This window comes from Stenotrophomonas sp. 278 (assembly GCF_003935715.1).
GTDB lineage: Bacteria > Pseudomonadota > Gammaproteobacteria > Xanthomonadales > Xanthomonadaceae > Stenotrophomonas > Stenotrophomonas maltophilia_AH.
Window position 1 is genome coordinate 16,385 of record NZ_RHPP01000019.1, and the last position, 20,936, is coordinate 37,320.

Genomic DNA, 20,936 nt, shown 5'->3' on the forward strand with positions numbered 1-20,936 from the left:
ACGGTGCAATGTGAGCGTAGTCATTTCAATCTCTCGACTCAGCGCTTGGTCCGCGAGGACCAGTGGATGTGGACGATCCGCCAGCCGTCCGCGGTCTCCTTCAGCACCATCGTCTCGTCGCTCTGGACGGTCAGTGGCTGGCCGTCCTTCTGGGCATGCAACTCGCTTTCGGTTCCGACCCACGCGAACTCGCCAGCGGCTCGTGCGCGCTGACGGAGCAGCTGGCGATGGGCGCCCTTGAGGAACGCCGCATCGCTGACTGCGTGATGGCCCATGTATTCCTCGCGGCTGCGTTCGGCGCCCCCGGACTCGAGGATGAGAACGTCGGCAGCGAGCAGGGCTTCGACCGTGGCCAGATCGCCGCTAGACAGGGCCCTGTTGAAACGCTCCGCTACGGCGACCGCGGCCTCTGCAGTGACTGGGACGTCGACGTCCGCAGATGCCGCGGCAGCGGGGTGATGTGCGTGCGGCTGTGTCGCCTGCGCCATTGCGGGGGACACGACGGCCAGTGCCAGTGCGAGGGTGAACGAGATTGCTGTTGCGTTCATTGCGTGGGCTCCAAGAAGATCAATGGGGGTGCGCATGGCCGTCATCGGCCACGGGCGTGTGTGGTGCAGGGTGCGACTCCACCTTGCCGTCGGGATGGCCGTGGCTCACCAACCCGACTTCCGTGTCGCTGGGTGTCGGGCCGTGGTGATCGTCGTCCACGCCCGGCGGGTGCGCATGCGGCATGGAGTTGTTGCCCGGCTCGAATAAGGCAGGGTGATCCTCGGCCTTTTCGTCGTCATGGTGGCCTTGCGTCTCGCCGCCGCCATGCGAATGGCCCTCGCTGCTGTCGACAAGTTCCTTGTACGCAGTCGCGTCCAGCGTGGGCAACTTCTGCAGGAAGGCCGACATGTTCCATATGAACTCATCGTCCATGCTGCCGCCCCAAGCGGGCATGCCGCTGGCCTTGATGCCGTGCTTGATCACCCAGAACGCCTCAGCTGGAGCGACCGGCTGTTTGCTTAGGTTCGGTGGCGCGGGGTACAGGCCCTTGCTCATCTCGGTGGCCGCCGCGTCTGGTGAAAGATGGCAGGTCACGCACATGGCGTTGTAGTTGCCCGCACCCTGGCGGATACGCTCAGGATCATCAAGGTTCGTGGGTAGCTGAAGCTTGGCGGCGCGCACCTCAATGGAACGCTCGCGCGCCGTTTCAAGTAGCGCATACACCGGGCGACTATGCGGATCGTCGGCGGCCACGTTGTACACGCCCAGAGAGAGCGTGGCGGTTGCGACCACCGCAACCAATGCCACGCCGGCACCGAGCCATACCCACATCTTTTTGTTGGATTTCATTGTCAGTTCCCCTTAGAACCAGGTACGAAGGCCGATGACCAAGCGCGTGTCTTCAAAGGACTCGCCATGCTCGCGTCGCATGTCTGCGGTATTGCCAAACGCGCGCTCGTACACCACGCCGATGTAGGGAGCGAACTTTCGGGTGAACTCATAGCGAAGTCGTAGCCCCGCCTCAGCGGCACTCAGACCCGAACCTATCCCGCGCAATGGATCGTTCTTGCCATAGGCGGTGACTTCCACCAGCGGCTGCAAGATCAGCCGGTTGGTTAGCAGCAATTCGTACTCGGCCTCGACATTGGCGGCAGTCTGGCCCCCTTCGCCGAGATAGGCTGTGGCGGACACTTCGAACTTCATCGGCGCCAAGCCCTGTACACCGATAGCGGCGAAGTTCTGCGATGCCCCAGGCTTGAAGTCATGACGCACACCGGCCACCACATCCCACCACGTGGAGATACTGCGGCCGTAAAGCACTTCCAGATCAGCCGACTCGGTCTGACCATCCGTGCGTTCGCCTTCACTGCGGAGCCAGACGCGATTGAGGTCCGTACCGATCCAGCCCTGGCCCTCCCAGCCCAGCCCGGTGCCCGGATCGGCATCCCAGGTTTCCAGGCGATTGAGCAGCACGTAGCTCTTGATCGAGTTGTCATGCACCGGATGCGCGTGTTCCGGCGCGATGGCCGCCTTGCGATCCGCGTCCGTCACCGCGGGAATCGGGGTGCGCGGCTGCGTTGGCGCTGCAGGCCCGTGTCCCATCTGACTGTGGTCCATGCCCTCCATCGATTGCATTCCCGCTTCTGGTGTAGCGGGCGCGGGCGAATCATGGCCCATCTGCGAATGGTCCATCCCCTGCATCGCAGGCGTGGCCGTGCCGGAGGTGTCGGCTGCAGCGGGCTGTGCCATCTGACTGTGATCCATGCCCTGCATCGACTGCGCCTGCGCTGTGGGCGCCGCAGGTGTGCTCGCGGGCGAGCCGTGCCCCATCTGCGAATGGTCCATGCCCTGCATGGCAGGCTCGGCTGCGTTAGCCTGCGGCTCGGCGTGGCCCATCGCCGCATGATCGATCGTCGCTTCGCTCGTCTTGGCCGGTGTTGCAGGCTTTTGGGCTGGCGCAGGTTTTGATGTCGGTGCCTGATGTGCAGAGTGATCCTGAGTCTGGGTCTGCGCGCCCTGCTCCATCTGCATGGAGCCGTGCTGCATAGATTGGGCGCTGGCCGCATTGGCCAGGGCCAGCGAGATAGCCGTCAGCGCAGTCAGGGTGGTATCGCGTCTATTGATGTTCATTCGTCGACCCTCACCGTGCGCATCATTCCGGCTTCCATGTGATAAAGCAGGTGGCAATGGAACGCCCAGCTGCCCAACGCATCGGCACGCACGCGATACGTGCGTCGGCTACCTGGCGGCATATCCACCGTGTGCTTGCGCACCATGAAGTTGCCGTTGTCGTCCTCCACGTCACTCCACATGCCGTGCAAATGGATGGGATGGGTCATCATCGTGTCGTTAACCAATACGATGCGCATACGCTCGCCGTAGTTCAGCCGCAGCGGCTCGACATCGGAAAACTTCTGACCGTTGAAGCCCCAGGAGAATTTCTCCATGTGTCCGGTCAGATGCAGCTCGATCTCGCGACCGGGGTCGCGTCCGTCAGGGTCTTCAAAGGTGCTCTTGAGCATGGAATACGTCAGCACATGACGGCCGTTATCGCGCAGGCCATTGCCCGGATCATCCAAGCGCGAACTCACGCTCATGGCTTGGTTGTCCAACAGGGGATTGTTGGTCTCGCTAGCAGGGTGTGATTGCATGCCCCCGTGCTGCATGCCTGCCATGGCACCATCGCCGGCGGCGGGCATCGCATGGCCTGCATGGGCCGAGGTCGCGTTACCGCTGACAGGTGGGGTCATGCCAGGCATGCCCATGGCCGCACCACAGCCGCCTTCCATGCCCTTGCTGCCGCCAGACATATCCATCGACCCATGATCCATGCCCATGTCTGCCATCGTCAGCAGCGGCCGGGGATCCACAGACGGAACGGGCGCGCGTAATCCTTCGCGCACAGCGAGCGTGCCGCTGATGTAGCCGGTGCGACCGGAGTCTTGGGCAAAGATGGTGAATGCGTCCTGCCCGGAGGGCTCCACGATCACATCGAAGGTTTCTGCTACCGCGATGCGGAACTCGTCGACGGAAACCGGATGGACATACAAGCCATCTGCCGCCACCACGGTCATCTTCAGCCCCGGAATACGCACATCGAAGTACGTCATGGCAGAGCCATTGATGAAACGCAGGCGCACCTTCTCGCCACTGCGGAACAAACCGGTCCAGTTGCCCAGTGAGGTCGTGCCGTTCATCAGGTAGGTGTAGGTGTTGGCGTTGACGTCGGACAGGTCCGTGGGCGTCATCCGCATCACGCCCCACATCTTGCGATCTTCCAACGTGGCCGACAGGCCGTTGCGCTTCACATCGCGCGCAAAATCGCCGACCGTGCGCTTGTAGTAATTGTCATGGCCCGGCATCTTCTTCAAACGATCGAACAGGGCCGTCGGGTCCAGGTCTGTCCAATCGCTCAGCATCACGACGTAGTCGCGATCGAAACTGAAGGGCTCCGGCTCCAATGGGTCTATGACGATCGGGCCATAGAGCCCTGCTTGTTCCTGGAACCCTGAGTGGCTGTGGTACCAGTAGGTTCCGCCCTGATGCAGGGTGAACCGGTAGTGGTAGGTCTCACCACGTCCGATACCGTCAAAGCTCAGACCCGGCACGCCGTCCATGTTGGCCGGCAAAATGATGCCGTGCCAATGGATGGAGGTGTCCGCGCCATGGATGGAGTTAGCGGGCAATGCATTAGAGACGCGCAAGTTGACCGTGGTGCCTTCCCGCCACCGCAGCAACGGCGCCGGAACGGACCCGTTGACCGTGATCGCGGTGCGGGTCTTGCCGGTGAAGTTCATCGGCGTCTCGCCAATGGTCAGGTCAAACTCAGTGCCCGATAGTACGTTGGGTTGTCCCGGCCCCTTGAGCGCCCAACTGGCTTTGGGCCAGAAACCTAATCCTGCGACTGCGCCTCCCAAGGCCAAGCCTTGGACAAATCGCCGCCGCGAAGGCAGCAGCGGTCCACCGCGTGGACCACGAAAATCATCATGCGACATGAAAATGCTCCAAGCGTCGTGTTGCCACCGGCGGGCGGTGGTACAGAGCGGGCGGCTGGCCTAAACAGGCATGCAAGCCACACCAACGGCGCCATTGCGGCGCCTAGGGACGCTTAGCCGATCGGTGGTCGGATCAGATGAGGCAAGGCAGGTGCCGCATGCCCTAGGGGCAGCGGCATGACATCCAGGCCCAAGGCCAGTTGCACCGAAACATGCAGGCGCGCAGGAAGTGCGCTCGCGCAAGCGTGTACGCAGGCGCACCGGCACGCAGAAGACTTGCAACAGTCGGGACCGGCATGGTCGCCATGCCCAGTGCCAGCCTTTTCAATCGATGTGGCATCGGGATGATGCTCAGCACTGTGATGGGCGAAGCAGTCTTCGTCGACTTGCACCGCGGCAGCCACTTCGCTGGCCTGCTCTTCCATGACCGGGTTCATACTGACGGACGCAAACGCCGACCACGCGCCGTTAAGCACGAGCATGGCGATCAGGAACAGTCGCAGTAGAAGTGAGGAGGCTGACACGGGCGACATGGTATATCACTTTAGACAAGGCGCGTGTGTATCGGTCGTGAACAAAATCTCAAGTAAGCCTGAGATGTCGCGACTTGTCAGTCGCACTAGCCGCGGACACTGCAGCTCCCTCCAGAAGCGCCCAAAGGGCGGGTTGAGGCGAAGAGTTGCCCATAGGGCGAGCGCTTGTTCGGTTTACTTCTCGGGCGTGGCCTCGATCAGCTTCACCAACTCGCGCTTCTGCTGCTTGCTTAGCGAGCCCCAGCGCAGGAGCAACTTGGCCAGCAGATCATCGTCGGTGTAAAGGAAGGCGGCGGGGATCCCCAACGCTTGGGCCAACCGCTCAGCAATCTCCAGCATGGGCTCGTGCTTGCCACGCTCGTACTGGTTGATTCGGGGGCTGGCCACGTGAGGATCCAGACCGGCCCGGATGCCCAACTCCTTCTGCGACAAACCCGTGTGCAGGCGGGCTTGTTTGAGGCGTCGAGCGAAGGTCGGTGTTGAGTCGACGGACAAAGTCACGCGCGCACCCCATGGAGACCCCATAAGGATGGCGGATGTACCCAGCCTTGCATACTAAGATATTCTTAGCTTTGAGGCAACCGGCGACACCGGTAGCGCCGCCCCCCCCCCAGGAGCCACGCCGCTCCCTCATCCCCGGAAACCGCATGCCCGGAACCTCGTCAATGACGCCATCTGGGGTCGCCAGCATCGAGGAGTTGGGCCTTCGTGGCACCCTTTTCCTAGCCGCACTGTTAGCCGCGCAGCTACGACGCCTACCGGTGGCGCCCACACGCCGCTCCACCTTGCTGGTGCTGGACACGCTGCGAGACTTGGCCTTGATCCAAGTTCCCTGGCCAGCGGATCGATGGCAGATCCGCCCCGATGCCGAGGTCACGCCCATCGAAGATCTGCAATGGGCTTTCGCCTGGTCTACCCACGAGCGCAGGCACCTGCTCCCGGTGCTGGAAGACCAACTCGGCGATATGGCACACGATGTAGACTTGGCGGACGCGAAACTGGAGCTGTGGGATGAACTTGCACTCTGGGAGACCGAGCAGTTTCTGGAGCAGCAATTGCTCAAACATCACTTCGACCCAGGCTGGGCACGTGATGTGGGGTTCGTCTTTCAATCCGGACCGCGGGGCTTGCCGATCGCGCGGTGGCGTTACTGCTGCTGGGCGGCGGTACGCCAAGGTGCCTCGGTGGCGATGCGTCTTGGCGTGCACGACAGCGCCCATGTGCGGGAAGCCATCTTTCAGGAGGTCCAGAAGCGCCTGCGCTACCTGATGACCAGTTCGCCCGAGCAAGGCATGTTCAAGCCCTATCATTTGGCACCGGAGTCCTCAGTAGCCAAACTGTTTGTAGATTGGGTCGTCCCTATGGAATGGGCGTACTGGACAGGTGAGCGCCACCCCAGCCGCTAGCAGACAAACGAGCAGCCTCGTCAGTCGGCTCCCCCATCTTGCGCATGGCCGCGCCGAGTTTTCTTCACCGCATTTTGTGCTGGCGTCAGTTGATTCAGTAGAGGCTCTAGCGCTTCAAGACGTGCATTGGCACGCAACGCATCGGCTTCAGCGCTCTCGCGGCGCTCACGCTCCCGCGCAAGGGTGTCTTGAACTTGAGCTAGCTCGTTGCGCATGGTATCCAAGGTCTTGGCGTCAGTCTTCCAGCGCTCCTGCAGTGCCAAATAGTCCGTCGCGGTCTGGCGCAACGCCACGACCTCGCTGTGTTGGCCTTCGTGGGCCTGTCGTAGCTGGGCAAGCTCACGCTCAATCCGCCCGTGGCGCTCCAGCCATTGACCATTGTCGCGGTTCAGCACCAACAGCTCCTGATTCTTCGCGCCCAAGGCTTCATTGGCCTGACGTAAGGCTACTTGCAGCTCTTGGACCTGATGCTCGTGACGGCGAAGCTCTTGCTCACGCTGCTCTTTGGTTGAAGTGCGGTAGTGCTCAAGCGCTTCCCGGGCATGGGCATGCTTGTCCTCCAGAGAACGCGTATGCGCCTCATGATCAGCCAGCCGCACCGTCATGCCAGCGATGCGCTCGTTCAACTGGGCGATTTCCGCGATCCTGTCACCTAGATTCTGTTGAAGGAGGGCGTGAGCAGCTTGCTCTTGGTGCAGGCTTGCTTCGGTGCGCTGCAGCCGACTGCTCAAGGCGGCAGCCTCCTCTTGGGCACCGGAAAGCGCCTGTTGCCGACTGTGGAGCTCAGCCTGATGGCGCTCACGCTCCTGGGTGAGGATGGCCTCTGCTTCCTCCTGGAGCCGCGAGGCCAAGCGCGCAACCAAGTCCTGCAAAGCATCACTAACGGCTACCGTCCTCGCCGGACCGCCGCCTTCCTCTCCTTCCAGTTCACGCAAGTAGCGGTGGATCGTGGTCTTGGAGCCCGTGTTGCCCAAGGCCACTCGCACCGCGTCGACTGACGGCTTCTTGCGTTGGGCCAGCAGCGCGTCGCGCGCCTTCTGGACGTCACTCTTATAGAGTCCTGCGCGCGCCATCGTGCCACCTCACTTTATTTCGTAATGTATTACATACCATGTAATTACATACTATTAAAGCAGGTAGACGACCGCTCGTCGGCGAAAATAGTTATACGGGATAATATTGAATTATCCCGCGTAAGGCGGATTCTGACCCTTCCCGGCGTCCCAAGCAGTACGAAACCGCCCAGGGCCGGCGATCGCTGGGTAGTATGGCCCAGAGCGGAAAGGAGGCCAGCCAGGGTGCAGGCAGGCTCCGCCACCGAGCCCGTTGGCCATCATAGGACTGTGCATGCCGATCGAACGTATCGTCATCGACAACTTCAAGTCGTTTCGCCATCTGGACCTGCCCCTCAATGCCCACATGAACCTGGTGGTGGGCGACAACGAGGTCGGTAAATCCACCCTGCTGGAGGCCATCCACGCGGTGGTCACCGGCCAGCTGCATGGGCGCAATCTTGCCTACGAGCTCACGCCCTACCTGTTCCACCAGCCCACGGTGCAGGAGTACTTGGGAGCGCTTGCCACGGGCACGCCGGCCTCGCCGCCACGGATCTCCATCGAAGCCTATCTGGGCGCCGACGCCGCGCTGGCGTCGTTACGCGGCACCAACAACTCCCTGCGTCTGGATACCGCCGGCATCCGGCTGCTGGTCGAGCTCAACGACGACTACCGCGAGGAGTTCAACGCCTACCTGCAGCAGCACCAGGGCGCGGTCAGCCTGCCGGTGGAGTACTACACGGTGCGCTGGTACTCCTTCGCCAACAATGGCGTCACCGCCCGTAGTATTCCGTTCGACTCGACCATCATCGACACGCACGGCATCAAGACCTTGTCCGGTGCCGATCGCTATATCGCCGGCATCATCGAGCAGGCACTGACGCCTGCGCAGCGCGTCTCGCTGTCGCTGAGCTTCCGCCGCATGCGGCAGAGCTTTTCCGAAGAAGCGGATGTGGCAGCGATCAATGCCTACTTGACCGAGCACACCGGGGACATCAGCCACAGGGCATTGACGGTAGGCGTGGACACATCGTCGCGCTCAACGTGGGAAACCAGCCTGTCACCCTACCTGGATGAGCTCCCGTTCACCCAGGCCGGCAAGGGCGAGCAAAGCGCGGTGAAGATGAAGCTGGCGATGCACGCGGCCGGCGCGGCTCACGTGCTGCTGATCGAGGAGCCGGAGAACCATCTGTCCTATTCCAGCATGACCCAGCTGATCGACAAGATTGCGGCCCTCTCCACCGCCCAGCAGGTGATCATCGCCACCCACAGCAGCTTCGTGTTGAACAAGCTGGGCGTGGACAACGTGATCCTGTTCAGCGCGCAAGGCCAGATGAAGCTGGACCAGCTGCCCAGCGATACCCACGACTATTTCATGAAGCTGCCGGGCCACGACACGCTGCGGTTGATCCTGGCCAAGCAGGCGATCCTGGTGGAAGGCCCTTCCGACGAACTGATCGTGCAGCGTGCCTACAGTGACCATCACGGCGTGGCGCCGATGGCTCACGGCGTAGACATCATTTCGGTCAAGTCGTTGGCATTCAAACGCTTCTTGCAGATTGCCGATCGACTGAGGATTCAGGCCAAGGTGATCACCGACAACGACGGTGATATCGCAGTTGTGCAAGAGCGCTATGCCGAGCACATCAACGCGATCTATTACGATTCCGACGAGAGCGCCCCTTCGCTGGAAGAGCAGCTGATCAAAGCCAACTCGCTGGCCGAACTCAATACCGTGCTGGGCAAGGCCTTTGCCGATGAGGTGGCGCTGCTCAAGTACATGAAGGGCCATAAGACCGATACGGCCTTGGCGATTTTCAATAGCCCGCACTCGATCAGGTTCCCGGACTATGTCCAGCGTGCCATCACCTAACCGGGTCCTGCTCTCGGCAGCCGGCTCGGGCAAGACCACGTTGCTGGTCCGGCAGGCCTTGGAGCGACCTGAGCGCCGCATCGCGATTGTCACCTACACGCTGGAAAACCTGGAAGAGATCCGGCGCTCGTTTGAGGCCCACGCAGGCGCGGTCCCCGCGCATGTCACCTTGCACAGCTGGTATGGCTTTCTGCTGCGCCAGTGCATTCGCCCGTACCAGGCTGCGCTTTGCCCTGAGCCTCGCATCGAGACCATCCTGTTCGTAGAAGGTGTCACCAACAACCGCGCCCCACGCACCCAGGTGGCGCGCCACTACCTGGCGGGCAACCGGATGTATTCGGACCGAGCGGCCGATTTCGCTGTGCGCTGCGATGAGCTGACCCAAGGCCAGGTCGTGGCGCGATTGGCGGCGATGTACGACGAGCTCTACATCGACGAAGTCCAGGATCTGGCCGGCTTTGATCTGGATCTGGTCGAACGGCTGTTGAAGAGCGAGATTGCCATCACGTTGGTAGGCGATACGCGCCAAGCCACGTATGCGACCAACTATGCGCAAAGGTACAGCCAATACCGTGGTCCGAATCTGGCAGCGCTGTTTCAGATTTGGGAGGCCGACGGCTTATGCCGGCTGGATCACCGCCTCACCAGTCTGCGCTGCGTCCAGGCCCTGTGCGATATGGCTGACACGCTCTATCCGCAGATGCCGCGGACCCAATCAGGCAATGGCGAGGTCACCGGACACGATGGCATCTACCTCGTCGCTCCAGGGGATGTGGCCGCGTACATGCAGGAGTTCGCCCCCACCGTGCTCCGGCATGACCGGCGGCAGGCGTGCGACGGACTGCCGGCGGTGAACTTTGGGCAGTGCAAGGGCCGCACCTACAGTCGGGTCCTCATCTTTCCGAACGGGCCGTTGACGCAGTACCTGCGCACGGCCGATGCAGCGCGTATCACCGCGCCGCCGAAATACTACGTGGCCTTCACCCGGGCGCGGCAAAGCGTGGCCTTTGTGTATGCCGGCGCGTGCGCGTTGCCGGGTCATCAGCTCTATGCGCCTGCCAGCGCAGACGCATAGAGCCAGGGGCTGCGATCACATCTTCTTTAACGGCGCCGCGGTGGGCGGCGGCGGTACCGGGCCCGGGTCGTTGAAACACAGCATGATCTGATCGATGCCGAATTGATCGGCCAGGACCTGGGCAATCACAGCATGCACCAGGTCCAGGTCGACCGAGGGCGCCGCGACCGTGATGGTGGCCGCGATCGCACGGCCATGCTCACCGGCGACCAGGCGCAGGTCGTCCACCGCTTTCACGCCCGGGTCGGTAAACATCGCCGCACGGACCTGTTCCAGGTTGAGCTCGTTCATGGGGACTCCAAAGCAGTGCTACCGGCGCGGGGAGCTCGGTCGCGATGCAGCCAACGATAGAGCACCGGCAGCACCAACAAGGTCAATGCGGTGGATGAGACGATGCCGCCGATGACGACAGTGGCCAGCGGCCGCTGCACTTCCGAGCCAGCACCGACATTCAAGGCCATGGGTAGGAAGCCCAGCGAGGCTACCAGGGCGGTCATCAACACCGGTCGCAGGCGTCCAAGGGCGCCGTCGCGCACAGCGTCGTCTAGCGGATCGCCCTGTTCGCGCAGACGGCGGATGAAGGCGATCATGACCAGCCCGTTGAGTACGGCCACGCCCGACAGCGCGATGAAGCCCACGCCGGCAGAGATCGACAACGGAATCCCGCGCAGAGCCAGTGCCAGCACACCGCCGGTCAGCGCCAGCGGCACGCCACTGAACACAATGGCCGCATCCTTGGCCGAGCCGAAGGCCATGAATAGCAGAGCGAAGATCAACGCCAGTGTCACCGGAACGACCACGCCCAGGCGTTGGGTGGCCGAGATCAGCTGCTCGAAGGTGCCGCCGTAATCGATCCAGTAGCCCTCTGGAAGCGCGACATCCTGGCCGATGCGTGTGCGCAACTCGCCGACGAACCCGCCCAGATCGCGCTCGCGCACGTTGGCGGTGATCACCACGCGGCGCTTGCCGTTCTCGCGGTTGATCTGATTGGGCCCGCGCTCTACCTGGATCTTCGCCACTTCCCGCAGCGGCACCGTGCGAGGCCCCCCATTGGCGCCGGCGGCCAGACGGCTGGACTCATCGACACTGGTGCTTGCCGGCAGCGGAATGGGCAGATCTGCCAGCACAGCGGGGTCTTGGCGCTGCGCTTCGGGCAGGCGCACGACCAGGTCGAAGCGGCGGTCGCCCTCGATCAACTGGCCGGCAACACTGCCCCCAATGGCGGTGGCCACCGTTTCCTGCACATCGCCCGGGTTCAGGCCATACCGTGCCAATGCCGCCGGATCTGGCGTGATGGTCAGCAGCGGCAGGCCGGAGACCTGCTCGGCCTTGACGTCTTCGGCGCCGGGGACGCTACGCATGACCCGCTCGACCCGGCTGGCCAGGCGCGTCAACTGGTCAAGGTTGTCGCCGTAGACCTTGACCGCCACGTCCGAACGGACGCCGGAGATCAACTCGTTGGTGCGCATCTGGATGGGCTGGGTGAACTCGTAGTTGCTGCCCGGGATTTCCTTGGCCGCCGCCTCCAGCTCTTCCACCAGCTCGGCCTTGGGCTTGCGCGGGTCGGGCCACTGGTCGCGGGGCTTGAGCATCAGGAAGGTGTCGGCCATCGACGGCGGCATAGGATCGGTGGCCACCTCGGCGGTGCCGATCTTTGAGAAGATGTTGGCCACCTCCGGGAACTGGGCCAGGCGCTTCTCCAGCGTTTCCTGCATGGCCACCGACTGCTCCAAGCTGGTGCCGGGAATACGCATGGGCTGCAAGGTGATGTCGCCCTCATCCAGGCTCGGCACGAACTCCGAACCCAAGCGGGTGGCCAGCACGCCACAGCCCACCACCAGCACGGCCGCGCCGGCCAGCACCACCACGCGCCGACGCAGGGCCCAATCCAGCAGCGGCGTATAACGGGCACGCGACCAGCGCATCAGGCGGTTGTCGTGCTCAGCCACACGGCCGCGCAGGAAGCTGGCGATCGCCGCCGGCACGAAGGTCAGCGACAACACCATGGCGCCGGTCAGGGCCAGCACCACCGTGATCGCCATCGGGTGGAACATTTTTCCTTCTACCCCGGACAGCGAGAAGATCGGCAGGTAGACCGCGGCGATGATGCCCAGGCCAAACAGGCTGGGACGGATCACCTCGGCGGTGGCCGAGGCGGTCAGGTCATAGCGCTCTTCATCGTTGAGCTGGCGGCCTAGCGCGTGCTGCGCCTCGCCGAACCGGCGCAGACAGTTCTCGATGATGATCACCGCCCCGTCCACGATCAGGCCGAAGTCCAGCGCGCCCAGGCTCATCAGGTTGCCCGACACGCCGCCACGCACCATGCCGATGATGGTGAACAGCATCGCCAACGGGATCACCGCCGCGGTGATCAACGAGGCGCGCACATTGCCCAGCAGCAGGAACAGCACCACCACCACCAGCAGCGCGCCCTCGATCAGGTTCTTGGACACCGTGCCGATGGTGCGATCCACCAGCGCGGTGCGGTCATAGACGGCCTTGGCATGGACGCCGGCAGGCAGGCTGGCGTTGGCGGCATCCAGCTTGGCCGCGGCCGCCTGGGAGACTTCCCGGCTGTTGGCGCCGAACAACATGAAGGCGGTACCGACCACGACCTCGTGGCCATTCTGGGTGGCCGCGCCCGTGCGCAGCTCCTTGCCTTCGCCCACGCTAGCGACGTCGCGCACCCGAATGGGCACGCCATCGCGCCGGTCCAGCACGATGTTGCCGATTGCCTCCAGATTGGCTAGCTGGCCCGGCACGCGCACCAGGAACTGCTGTCCGTTGCGCTCGATGTAGCCGGCGCCGATGTTCTGGTTGTTGCGCATGACCGCGGCGACCACGTCGTTCAACGTGAAGCCCAGCGCCACCAACTGAGCTGGATCGGGAGTGATGTGGATCTGCCGCTCGAAGCCGCCGATGGTGTTGACCTCGGTGACGCCGGGCGTGGTGCGCAGCTGCGGCCGGATCACCCAGTCCTGCAGGGTGCGCAGGTCCGTGGCCGTGTACGGGGTGCCGTCGGGCTTGCGAGCGTTGGGCTCGGCCTCCACGGTGTACATGAAGATCTCGCCCAACCCGGTGGAGATCGGCCCCATTTCCGGGTCCAACCCTTCGGGAAGCTGGGAGGCGATCTGCTGCAGGCGCTCGGCGACCTGCTGGCGGGCAAAGTACAGGTCGGTGCCGTCCTTGAAGACGACGGTGACCTGCGAAAGCCCGTAGCGCGACAGCGAGCGGCTGTAGTCCAGCTTGGGCAGACCGGCCATGGCCGTTTCGATGGCAAAGGTGACCCGTTGTTCGGCCTCCAGCGGCGAGTAACCCGGGGCCTGGGTGTTGATCTGGACCTGGACGTTGGTGATGTCGGGTGTGGCGTCAATGGAAAGGTGACGGTAGCTCCACACGCCCAGCGCAACCAGCGCAGCGGTGAGCACTAGCGTCAGCCAGCGATGGCGGATGGACAGCCCAATGAGGCGTTCGAGCATGGCGGGCCTCATTCTTCTTCCACGGTGGACTTTTCGATGTCGGCCTTGATCAGGAAGCTTTGGGCCACCACCACCTGTTCACCGGCCTTGAGGCCTTCCAGCACTTCGGCGCGTTCGGCGTCGCGGCGCCCCAGCTTCACCGGCCGGGTGTGGTAGGTTTCGCCCTGCTGCACGTAGACCACGTCCTGGTCTTCTGCGGTCTGCAGCGCCGTGATCGGCACCACCAACGCTGCCGATTGGCGATCCACGGTGACCCGCGCCTTGACCGCCGACCCCGGCCGCCACAGGCCATCGGTGTTGGCCACCGTGCCGCGCGCAATGGTGCTTTGGCTGGCGGTGGCGGTGCCGGGCAGGACGCGCTCCAAGGTGGTCTGTGCGGTGACGCCATCGCTCAAGCGGGTAACCGTCACCGGCACGCCAGCACCGATGTGCTGGGCGTCGGCGCCGAAGATGTGCAGGTCCACCCACAGCGTGGACAGGTCGGCGACCTCAAACAGCGGCGCGCCCTCAGCGGCGGCCATGCCTACGGCGGCCGTGCGCGCCATGACCACGCCACTGATCGGCGCGGTGACGGTATAGGTGGTCAGGCTCAGGTTGCTCTCTACCGTGGCCAGTGCCTGGCCGGCCCGTACCTGATCACCCACGCCCGCACGCACGGAGCGGACCGGTCCGGGGAAGCGTGCCGTGACCTGCGCGATGCGACCGTCAATCGGGGTCAACAGCCCTTGCACCTCATGCTCGTCAGCAATCTCACCGGGGCCTGCCGGTGCGACCTGGATACCCGCTGCCTGCGCAGCTTTGGCGGCAATCTTGGTTTCCAGCGGCGCTTCCTCGTGCTCGCCGTGCTCTTCGCCCTCAGCGGCGGCGCCGCCTTCGGACGCTTCGTTGGGGGCCGACGCGTTGCAGGCGGCCAGCATCATCAGGGCCATGCCCAGTGCGGTCCAAGAAAAGCGATTCATGGGGTCTCTCCGGTGGAAGCAGCCGCCGGCGGCGCGACAAGCGCTTGGCCGGTCAGGCGTTGAATTTCGATCAGGGCGCGCTGCGCATCGAGCGCCACGTCCAGCTGCTGCTGGGCCATGGCCGTGCGTTCGGACTGCAGCTGTGCCCATTCCAGGTAGCTGATCGCGCCGGCGCGATAGGCGCGCTCGGCGGCCTTCTCAGCCCGGGCCAACTTCGGCAGCACCTCGCCTTGCAGCCGTGCCACCTCGGCCTGCGCCACGGTGTAGCGACCATGGGCTTCGACCAGCGTGGAATACAGCGACAGGCCCTTGGCCTCGCGCTCGATCGTCAGAACCTCCAGCTCGGCTTCGCCGGCGCGGATCTCCGGCTGCGCGCGGCTGCGGCTGCCCAGTGGCATGGACAGGCTGGCCACCAGCGCGGTGTCGTCAGTCTCCTGCAGGCGGCGCACGCCCAGCTGCCACGACAAGTCCGGCGAGGCCGCCGAACGCGCCAGCTGCAGTCGTGCCTGCGCGATCCGGCGGGCATCGGCAAACTGCGCCAACTCGGGAGTGCGCTCCAATTCCTCGGCCAGCGACTGCATGGACGCGATCGCCGGCAGGGTCATGGGATCCGCCGCGGCCACCTCGAAGCTCGGAGCACGTTCGCCCCAGAGGGCAGCAAGGTGCTGCCGGGCGGCAATGCGCTGCTGCTCGGCCCGATCACGGGTCAACTCTGCTCTCGCCAGTGCTGCTTGTGCGGTGAGCATCACCGATTCGGGAGACGCGCCAGCCTGCAGGCGCTGCCGGGCAGCGGCGACGGTCCGCTGGCGCTGGCCGACATCCATGTTCGTCAGGCTGCGTTGCCGGTCGGCACCGACAACGGCCAAATAGCGCTGCGCCGTCTCGGCGAGCAGGTCCAGCCGCCTGGTCTCGCGCTGCACGGCCAGTGCATCAATCCGGCTTTGGGCCAAGGTGCGGCGGGCGTCGAGCTTGCCGCCGCGCTCCAGGACCGAGCTCAGGCTCAAGGTCAACTCCGCGCTGTCCAGGCCACGGGCCGCGCCCGTGCCCAGCGCATTTTCAACCTCCGCCCCCAACGTCCACGGTGGCCGCTGCACGGCCTGGTCGCGCTCGGCAGCGAGCACCGTGGCTCGCGCATCGACCAGGCGCAGCTCGGGGTGGGTTTGGGCCACGCGTGCAAACGCGTCGTCCAAGGTCATCAGCTCTTCTGCTGTCGCCGGCGTTGCCGCCGCGCTCAACAGTAGCCACGCGGCCAGGGCCGCCAATCGCACATGCATGAAGTACTCCAGAATTTTCGATAGCCAACAGGGATCCGGCGCACGCCGGCGCGCATCACCCTGCGATCGGCGGCCGGAACGGCGCGAGCAGGTGCTCATGCCGATATCTGTCCGCATGGGCTGTCGCCGACGGCCAATGCCGGCCGATATGAGCAATGGCCAACACTATTTCTGGAGCCGGCGCGGCCTGGCTACAGCACAGCACCAGCTGCTGTAGCCGGTGCAGCGCGGCGTCTACGCCACGCTCGGAAGCTGGTGATGCCACTGCCGGGTCATGGTCGGCCGCGGCCAGATGGGTTTGAGCATGGAGCTCGCCAACCACTGCCAGCACCGGCTGCGTCACAAGGCCCACGGCCAAGTGCGCCAGCAGCAGCCAGCGCAGGCCACAGCTCAGCCGGCCAAGCGCTGTCATGCAGGCGTTTTGCGCGCGTCGGCACGCGCCCGGCGAGCATCACCCAAGATCTCGAAAGCCTCCTTGATCACATACAGGCCGATCAGGGTGCCGATCACGAAATCCGGGTAGGGGCTGGCCAGCCACCACACCAACAGGCCGGCCAGAATCACCCCAACGTTGGCCACCACATCGGCGCGGGTAAACAGCCAGGTCGCTCGCAGATGCACTTCGCCAGACTTCAAGGGGGCGAGCATACGGAGCACCTTCAGGTTCACGGCCAGCGAGACCAGAGCGGTACCGATCATCCAACCGCTGACCGGCTCGGCGCCGTACATCACCCGGCGGCCGACTTCGACCAGCACGCCTACGCCCAGCACCAGCAGCACGCTGCCACTGACCCACGCGGCGTTGGCCTTGAAGCGCGCCGTGCGCCCGATAGCGACCAGGCCAATGGCATAGGCGGTGGCGTCAGACAGCATGTCCAGCGCGTCAGCCAGCAGCCCGGTGGAATGGGCAATCCAGCCGGCAATGCCGCCGATCACGGCCATCGCTGCATTCAGGACCAAGGCGATCCAGAGGATGCGTCGCTCCTCCTTGTTCTTGGCTTCGTGGTGGCACCCGCAATCACTCATGTCTTGGTCCTCTGCTGTGTTGTTTCATTGCTTGTTTGCGCCTGGCTGTCTACGCACACCGGAACGGGCATTGGCGAGGAACCCCACGATGGCGGCGGTGCCTACCAATACCTGCGCCAGCAGCGACTGCCAGGTGGGATACAGGCCGATCCACTCGATGCGCGGCAACGCGAGCGGTGTTTGAGAGATCCAGCCCGCTTCCTGCAACGCGGCCACGCCTTTACCGATCAGGATGACCGCCATCACCGCGATGAGAATCGAGCTGATCGAAAAGAACCGGCCAATCGGCAGCCGCCTGCTCATGCGCAGCATCCAGTACGCCACCGCAGCCAACACCGCGATTCCCGCCGCCAGGCCTGCGAGGATGGCGGTGGACGCCTGATCGCTCCACATCGCGATGTAGAACAAGATCGTCTCAAACACCTCGCGGTACACCGCGACAAAGGCCAGCATGAACAGGAAAACAGCCGAGCGCCGTGTCAGCGCAGTCGTCAGCTTGGCGTGCAGGTACTCCTGCCACCGCCCTGCAAGGCTCTTTTGGTGCATCCAGATGCCTACGCTGAGCAGGACAGCGGCAGCGAACAAGGCCGAGACGCCCTCAGTGACTTCCCGGTTCGCACCGCTGATATCAACAAAGTAAGTGGCCACCGCCCAGGTAGCTGCGCCTGCCAACAACGCGCAGATCCAACCCGCATGCACATACGGCAACACATCAGACCGCTCGGCTTTACGCAAGAACGCCACGATACCAATCACGATCAGCAGCGCTTCCAGTCCTTCGCGTACCAAGATGGTAAAGCTGCCTAGAAACGCGGTGCTGGCGCCTATTCGGGTGTCCTGCAGCGCCACGTCCGCGCGATCAAACAGCTGGGCAATTTGCGCTGCCTGCCCGGCAACGTCAGCCGCGGGCGCATGCTGATCCAGCTGCGCGCGGTAGCCTGCCATGGCCGTCTCGATCTCTCGCAGCAATGACGGATTGCGCGTGGCCAGCGTGGGTTCAAGCGGCTCTACACCATCCAGATAGGACGAGAGCGCAAGCTTTTTGGCTTGAGCCAGGTCCTCATCAGCGTAAGCGCGCTGGCTGGCGGCCAGTCGCTGCCGCGCCACCGCAAAGCGATCGGCTCCTGGTACCGCTTCGTTTACTACCTGTGGCTGCGAACGCAGGTAGGCGATGATCGCGTTTGCCTGATCGGCGGGCATCGTGGTGGCAAGATCGGCCTCTCGCGTGCGTGTCAGCGCTTCGAGCGAGGGAATGTGCGTATGGGCCTCGGCACTGGTGCGCCATAACGCCTCACCTTGAGCCTTGGCTTGCGAGGAGTACCCCAAGCTGCCCACATAGAATGCCAACGCCCAGCGATCACTTTCTGACAGCCCAGAGAAGCTGACCATGCCGGTACCCGGCACACCCTGGGAAATGACCTCGTACAACGACAGCGGCGTTCGCTGCGCGGCGCGAGTGGCATCGGTGAACGCGATCGGCGGCGGACTTAACGCTTGCGCGGCGGGGCCATCACCGTGACCTGTGGGGCCGTGACAGGCCGCGCACTGCTGGCTGTAGATGGACGCGGCCTGGGAGGTCTTCGGCGCGCTCGCCGGAACAGCGCCGATCGGGTAGCGGGCCAACAGCGTCGTGCCGAGCCCGCGCGCCAACGTTGCCACTTGCGCCGGGTCGGCCTTCTCTGCCACCGCCTGGACCAGGCGGTCGGCCTGGGCCGTCAGCTCCTGCTGGTTCTGGCCACTGGGCAATGCTGCCAGCTGACTGCGCACGGCGCCGGCAAACTCGCTCATTTCGGCGTATTCGTTGGGGGCAATTACGCGACCGGCCTGGACCGCGCCGGGGTAGTCGACCGCGATGTAATCGAGCATCTGCCAGGTTTGGCGCAGGTCTGCTGCGGCAGGCTCCGCCTGAGCAGAAGCGGGCAGAACCCAGCCGATCAGCAAGGCAATCAGGCAGTAGCGAATCAAGGCGATGGGCAGTGGCATGGTCGTCACATGCAGCGCCGCGGCCGGAGTGGCGGCGGATACGGGTTCAGCGTAAAGTCCGTAGCTACTACGGAGTCAAGCGTACTACGAATGAAAATCAGTGAGGCTGCCGACGCCAGCGGATGCCACTTGGAGACGATTCGCTATTACGAGCGGATCGGGTTGCTGCCGCGCCCGGGGCGCACGGGCAACGGCTACCGGGTCTATGGCCCGGCCGACATCGAGCGGCTGCGCTTCATTGCGCGTGGCCGGGACCTGGGCTTCAGCCTGGAGGAGGTCCGCAGCCTGCTGCAGCTGGCCGGCGATGAGGAGCTTTCGTGCGGGGACGTGGACCGGTTGGCCCGCAGCCATCTGGCCGACGTGCGCGCCCGCATGGCCGACCTGCAGCGCATGGCCAGCGAGCTGGAACGGGTGATTGCCAGTTGCCATGGCGGGCAGCGGGCGGAATGCACCATCCTGTCGACGCTGCGCCAGACGACCTCGGTGGAGGCCACGCGCCAGTGACCGAACTGGACCGCTACCTCGATGCGGCCACGCGCCAGAACACGGTGCGCAGCTATGCGTCGGCGCTGCGGCACTTCGAGGTTGAATGGCAAGGCCACCTCCCAGCGACACCTGACAGCGTGGCCCGGTACCTGGCCGCTTATGCGCAGACCTTGGCGACCAGCACCCTCCGCCAACGTCTGGCGGCCATCGCCTCTTGGCACCGCGACCACGGCTTTGTCGACCCGACCCGATCGCCGCTGGTGCGCAAGGTGCTCAAAGGCATCCAGACCCTGCACCCGGGCCAGGTCAAGCAAGCCGCGCCGCTCCAGATTCGGCGGCTGGTCGAGCTCGATGACTGGCTGGCCGCGGCGATCGCTGCGGCACATGCCCGGGGCGATGGGCCGGCGGCGCTGCGCCATCAACGAGACCGAGCGCTGGTGCTGCTCGGGTTCTGGCGGGGATTCCGTGGCGATGAACTGCTGCGTCTGGACGTGGCCCATCTCACGCTGGTGCCGGGACAGGGGATGACCTGCTTCTTGCCACGCAGCAAGGGTGATCGCCAAGCAGCCGGCGTCACCTACAAGGTGCCGGCGCTGTCGCGGTTATGTCCGGTGGAGGCGACCCAGGCGTGGCTGCAGGCGGCCGACCTGCAAGAAGGGCCGGTGTTTCGGGCAGTCAACCAATGGGGCCAGGTGAGCGCCGAAGGCCTGCATCCCAACAGCTTGGTGCGCCTGCTGCGCGAGTTGCTGACCAGTGCAGGCTTTGCCGATGCGGGGCTCCACAGCAGCCATTCGTTGCGCCGCGGCTTTGCCAGCTGGGCCAACGACCAAGGCTGGGACATGAAGGCCTTGATGGAGTACGTGGGCTGGCGCGATGTGCAGTCGGCCATGCGTTACCTGGACGGGCGTGACCCGTTTGCCCGGGACCGCATTGAAGCAAGCCTGCCCAGTCCAACCGTGCCGGTACCGGCGATGGCACTGCCGGCGCCGGAGGGCAAATCGGCCCTGCAGCTGCGCCTGCGCATGGTGCTGACCCCGTTTGCCCGCACGGGCCGCGGCGCGGCCAAGGCCCGAGGCCGAATTGAAGAGATCTGCTTGGCCCCGTTCCAGGCTGTGCGCCTGAACACCGCCAGCAGCGAGTACCAGTTGACTGCTCCCACCGATCCCGAAAGGGATCTGGATGAAATCCTGGCCACGTTGCTCGATGACATGCACCGCATGGCCGATACGCACCAGTGCTTCCTGGAAGCGTCGCTCAGTACAGACGACGGCCGGCACTGGGACTGATCCCCCTCACACCCTCC

At 64.3% G+C, this 20,936-nt stretch carries 19 protein-coding genes; 5 read left to right on the plus strand and 14 right to left on the minus strand.

Annotation, left to right across the window (positions count from 1 at the left end):
• Positions 1-38 precede the first annotated feature (38 nt).
• The 6 genes from EGJ34_RS05205 to EGJ34_RS05230 all read right to left on the minus strand — a co-directional run bounded on the left by EGJ34_RS05205 (position 39) and on the right by EGJ34_RS05230 (position 5,542).
• Positions 39-584 (minus strand): nuclear transport factor 2 family protein, encoded by a 546-nt coding sequence (locus EGJ34_RS05205; RefSeq protein WP_223224792.1) that lies wholly within the window; start codon positions 582-584, stop codon positions 39-41.
• Positions 568-1,338 (minus strand): cytochrome c, encoded by a 771-nt coding sequence (locus EGJ34_RS05210; RefSeq protein ID WP_005413420.1) that lies wholly within the window; start codon positions 1,336-1,338, stop codon positions 568-570. The genes EGJ34_RS05205 and EGJ34_RS05210 overlap by 17 nt, the downstream gene beginning before the upstream one ends.
• Positions 1,339-1,350: 12 nt before the next feature.
• Positions 1,351-2,619 carry a copper-binding protein CopB gene (locus tag EGJ34_RS05215; protein WP_005413421.1) on the minus strand — a complete coding sequence of 423 codons (1,269 nt, stop codon included), beginning with the start codon at positions 2,617-2,619 and terminating at the stop codon, positions 1,351-1,353.
• Complete coding sequence (locus tag EGJ34_RS05220) at positions 2,616-4,484, minus strand: copper resistance system multicopper oxidase (RefSeq protein WP_012480217.1); 1,869 nt, start codon at positions 4,482-4,484, stop codon at positions 2,616-2,618. The genes EGJ34_RS05215 and EGJ34_RS05220 overlap by 4 nt, the downstream gene beginning before the upstream one ends.
• Before the next feature lie 113 nt (positions 4,485-4,597).
• On the minus strand, positions 4,598-5,017 hold the full coding sequence (gene copL, locus EGJ34_RS05225; RefSeq protein WP_012480218.1) for a transcriptional regulator CopL: 420 nt from the start codon (positions 5,015-5,017) through the stop codon (positions 4,598-4,600).
• 174 nt (positions 5,018-5,191) lie between these two features.
• Entirely contained in the window at positions 5,192-5,542 is a 351-nt protein-coding gene (locus EGJ34_RS05230) for a helix-turn-helix transcriptional regulator (protein ID WP_043033515.1), read from the minus strand.
• Between the two features lie 122 nt (positions 5,543-5,664).
• On the opposite strand from EGJ34_RS05230, the gene EGJ34_RS05235 reads away from it, so the two are divergent.
• Positions 5,665-6,423, plus strand: coding sequence for a hypothetical protein (locus EGJ34_RS05235; protein ID WP_223224790.1), 759 nt, complete (start codon positions 5,665-5,667; stop codon positions 6,421-6,423).
• A gap of 20 nt (positions 6,424-6,443) precedes the next feature.
• Here the strand turns inward: EGJ34_RS05235 and EGJ34_RS05240 are convergent, their stop codons facing one another.
• Positions 6,444-7,496, minus strand: coding sequence for a DNA-binding protein (locus EGJ34_RS05240; protein ID WP_021201903.1), 1,053 nt, complete (start codon positions 7,494-7,496; stop codon positions 6,444-6,446).
• Between the two features lie 274 nt (positions 7,497-7,770).
• On the opposite strand from EGJ34_RS05240, the gene EGJ34_RS05245 reads away from it, so the two are divergent.
• Together EGJ34_RS05245 and EGJ34_RS05250 are read left to right on the plus strand one after the other, a co-directional pair.
• Positions 7,771-9,351: an AAA family ATPase gene (locus EGJ34_RS05245; protein WP_125359466.1), complete on the plus strand. Its 1,581-nt coding sequence runs from the start codon at positions 7,771-7,773 to the stop codon at positions 9,349-9,351.
• A complete protein-coding gene (locus EGJ34_RS05250; protein ID WP_043033512.1) occupies positions 9,329-10,426 on the plus strand; it encodes a UvrD-helicase domain-containing protein in 1,098 nt (365 codons plus the stop codon). The genes EGJ34_RS05245 and EGJ34_RS05250 overlap by 23 nt, the downstream gene beginning before the upstream one ends.
• A 15-nt stretch (positions 10,427-10,441) precedes the next feature.
• Here EGJ34_RS05250 and EGJ34_RS05255 read toward each other — a convergent pair whose 3' ends face one another.
• From EGJ34_RS05255 to EGJ34_RS05285, 7 genes are read right to left on the minus strand one after another with little or no spacing between them, the layout of a single operon-like run.
• Complete coding sequence (locus tag EGJ34_RS05255) at positions 10,442-10,717, minus strand: hypothetical protein (RefSeq protein ID WP_019184735.1); 276 nt, start codon at positions 10,715-10,717, stop codon at positions 10,442-10,444.
• Positions 10,714-13,905: a CusA/CzcA family heavy metal efflux RND transporter gene (locus tag EGJ34_RS05260; RefSeq protein WP_049402758.1), complete on the minus strand. Its 3,192-nt coding sequence runs from the start codon at positions 13,903-13,905 to the stop codon at positions 10,714-10,716. The genes EGJ34_RS05255 and EGJ34_RS05260 overlap by 4 nt, the downstream gene beginning before the upstream one ends.
• An 8-nt stretch (positions 13,906-13,913) precedes the next feature.
• Positions 13,914-14,864, minus strand: a complete 951-nt coding sequence (locus EGJ34_RS05265) for an efflux RND transporter periplasmic adaptor subunit (protein ID WP_021201906.1) — start codon at positions 14,862-14,864, stop codon at positions 13,914-13,916.
• Entirely contained in the window at positions 14,861-16,138 is a 1,278-nt protein-coding gene (locus EGJ34_RS05270; RefSeq protein WP_043033510.1) for a TolC family protein, read from the minus strand. The genes EGJ34_RS05265 and EGJ34_RS05270 overlap by 4 nt, the downstream gene beginning before the upstream one ends.
• Positions 16,139-16,193: 55 nt before the next feature.
• Entirely contained in the window at positions 16,194-16,550 is a 357-nt protein-coding gene (locus tag EGJ34_RS05275) for a hypothetical protein (RefSeq protein ID WP_012480228.1), read from the minus strand.
• Positions 16,547-17,164, minus strand: a complete 618-nt coding sequence (locus EGJ34_RS05280) for a cation transporter (RefSeq protein WP_125359467.1) — start codon at positions 17,162-17,164, stop codon at positions 16,547-16,549. Before EGJ34_RS05280 ends, EGJ34_RS05275 begins: the two co-directional genes overlap by 4 nt.
• Before the next feature lie 24 nt (positions 17,165-17,188).
• Positions 17,189-19,147 (minus strand): cytochrome c/FTR1 family iron permease, encoded by a 1,959-nt coding sequence (locus EGJ34_RS05285; protein WP_043033508.1) that lies wholly within the window; start codon positions 19,145-19,147, stop codon positions 17,189-17,191.
• Between the two features lie 90 nt (positions 19,148-19,237).
• Between EGJ34_RS05285 and EGJ34_RS05290 the strand changes: the two genes are divergently transcribed.
• A complete protein-coding gene (locus EGJ34_RS05290) occupies positions 19,238-19,651 on the plus strand; it encodes a helix-turn-helix domain-containing protein (protein WP_012480230.1) in 414 nt (137 codons plus the stop codon).
• Positions 19,648-20,919 (plus strand): site-specific integrase, encoded by a 1,272-nt coding sequence (locus EGJ34_RS05295; RefSeq protein ID WP_005413373.1) that lies wholly within the window; start codon positions 19,648-19,650, stop codon positions 20,917-20,919. Before EGJ34_RS05290 ends, EGJ34_RS05295 begins: the two co-directional genes overlap by 4 nt.
• Positions 20,920-20,936: the final 17 nt, after the last annotated feature.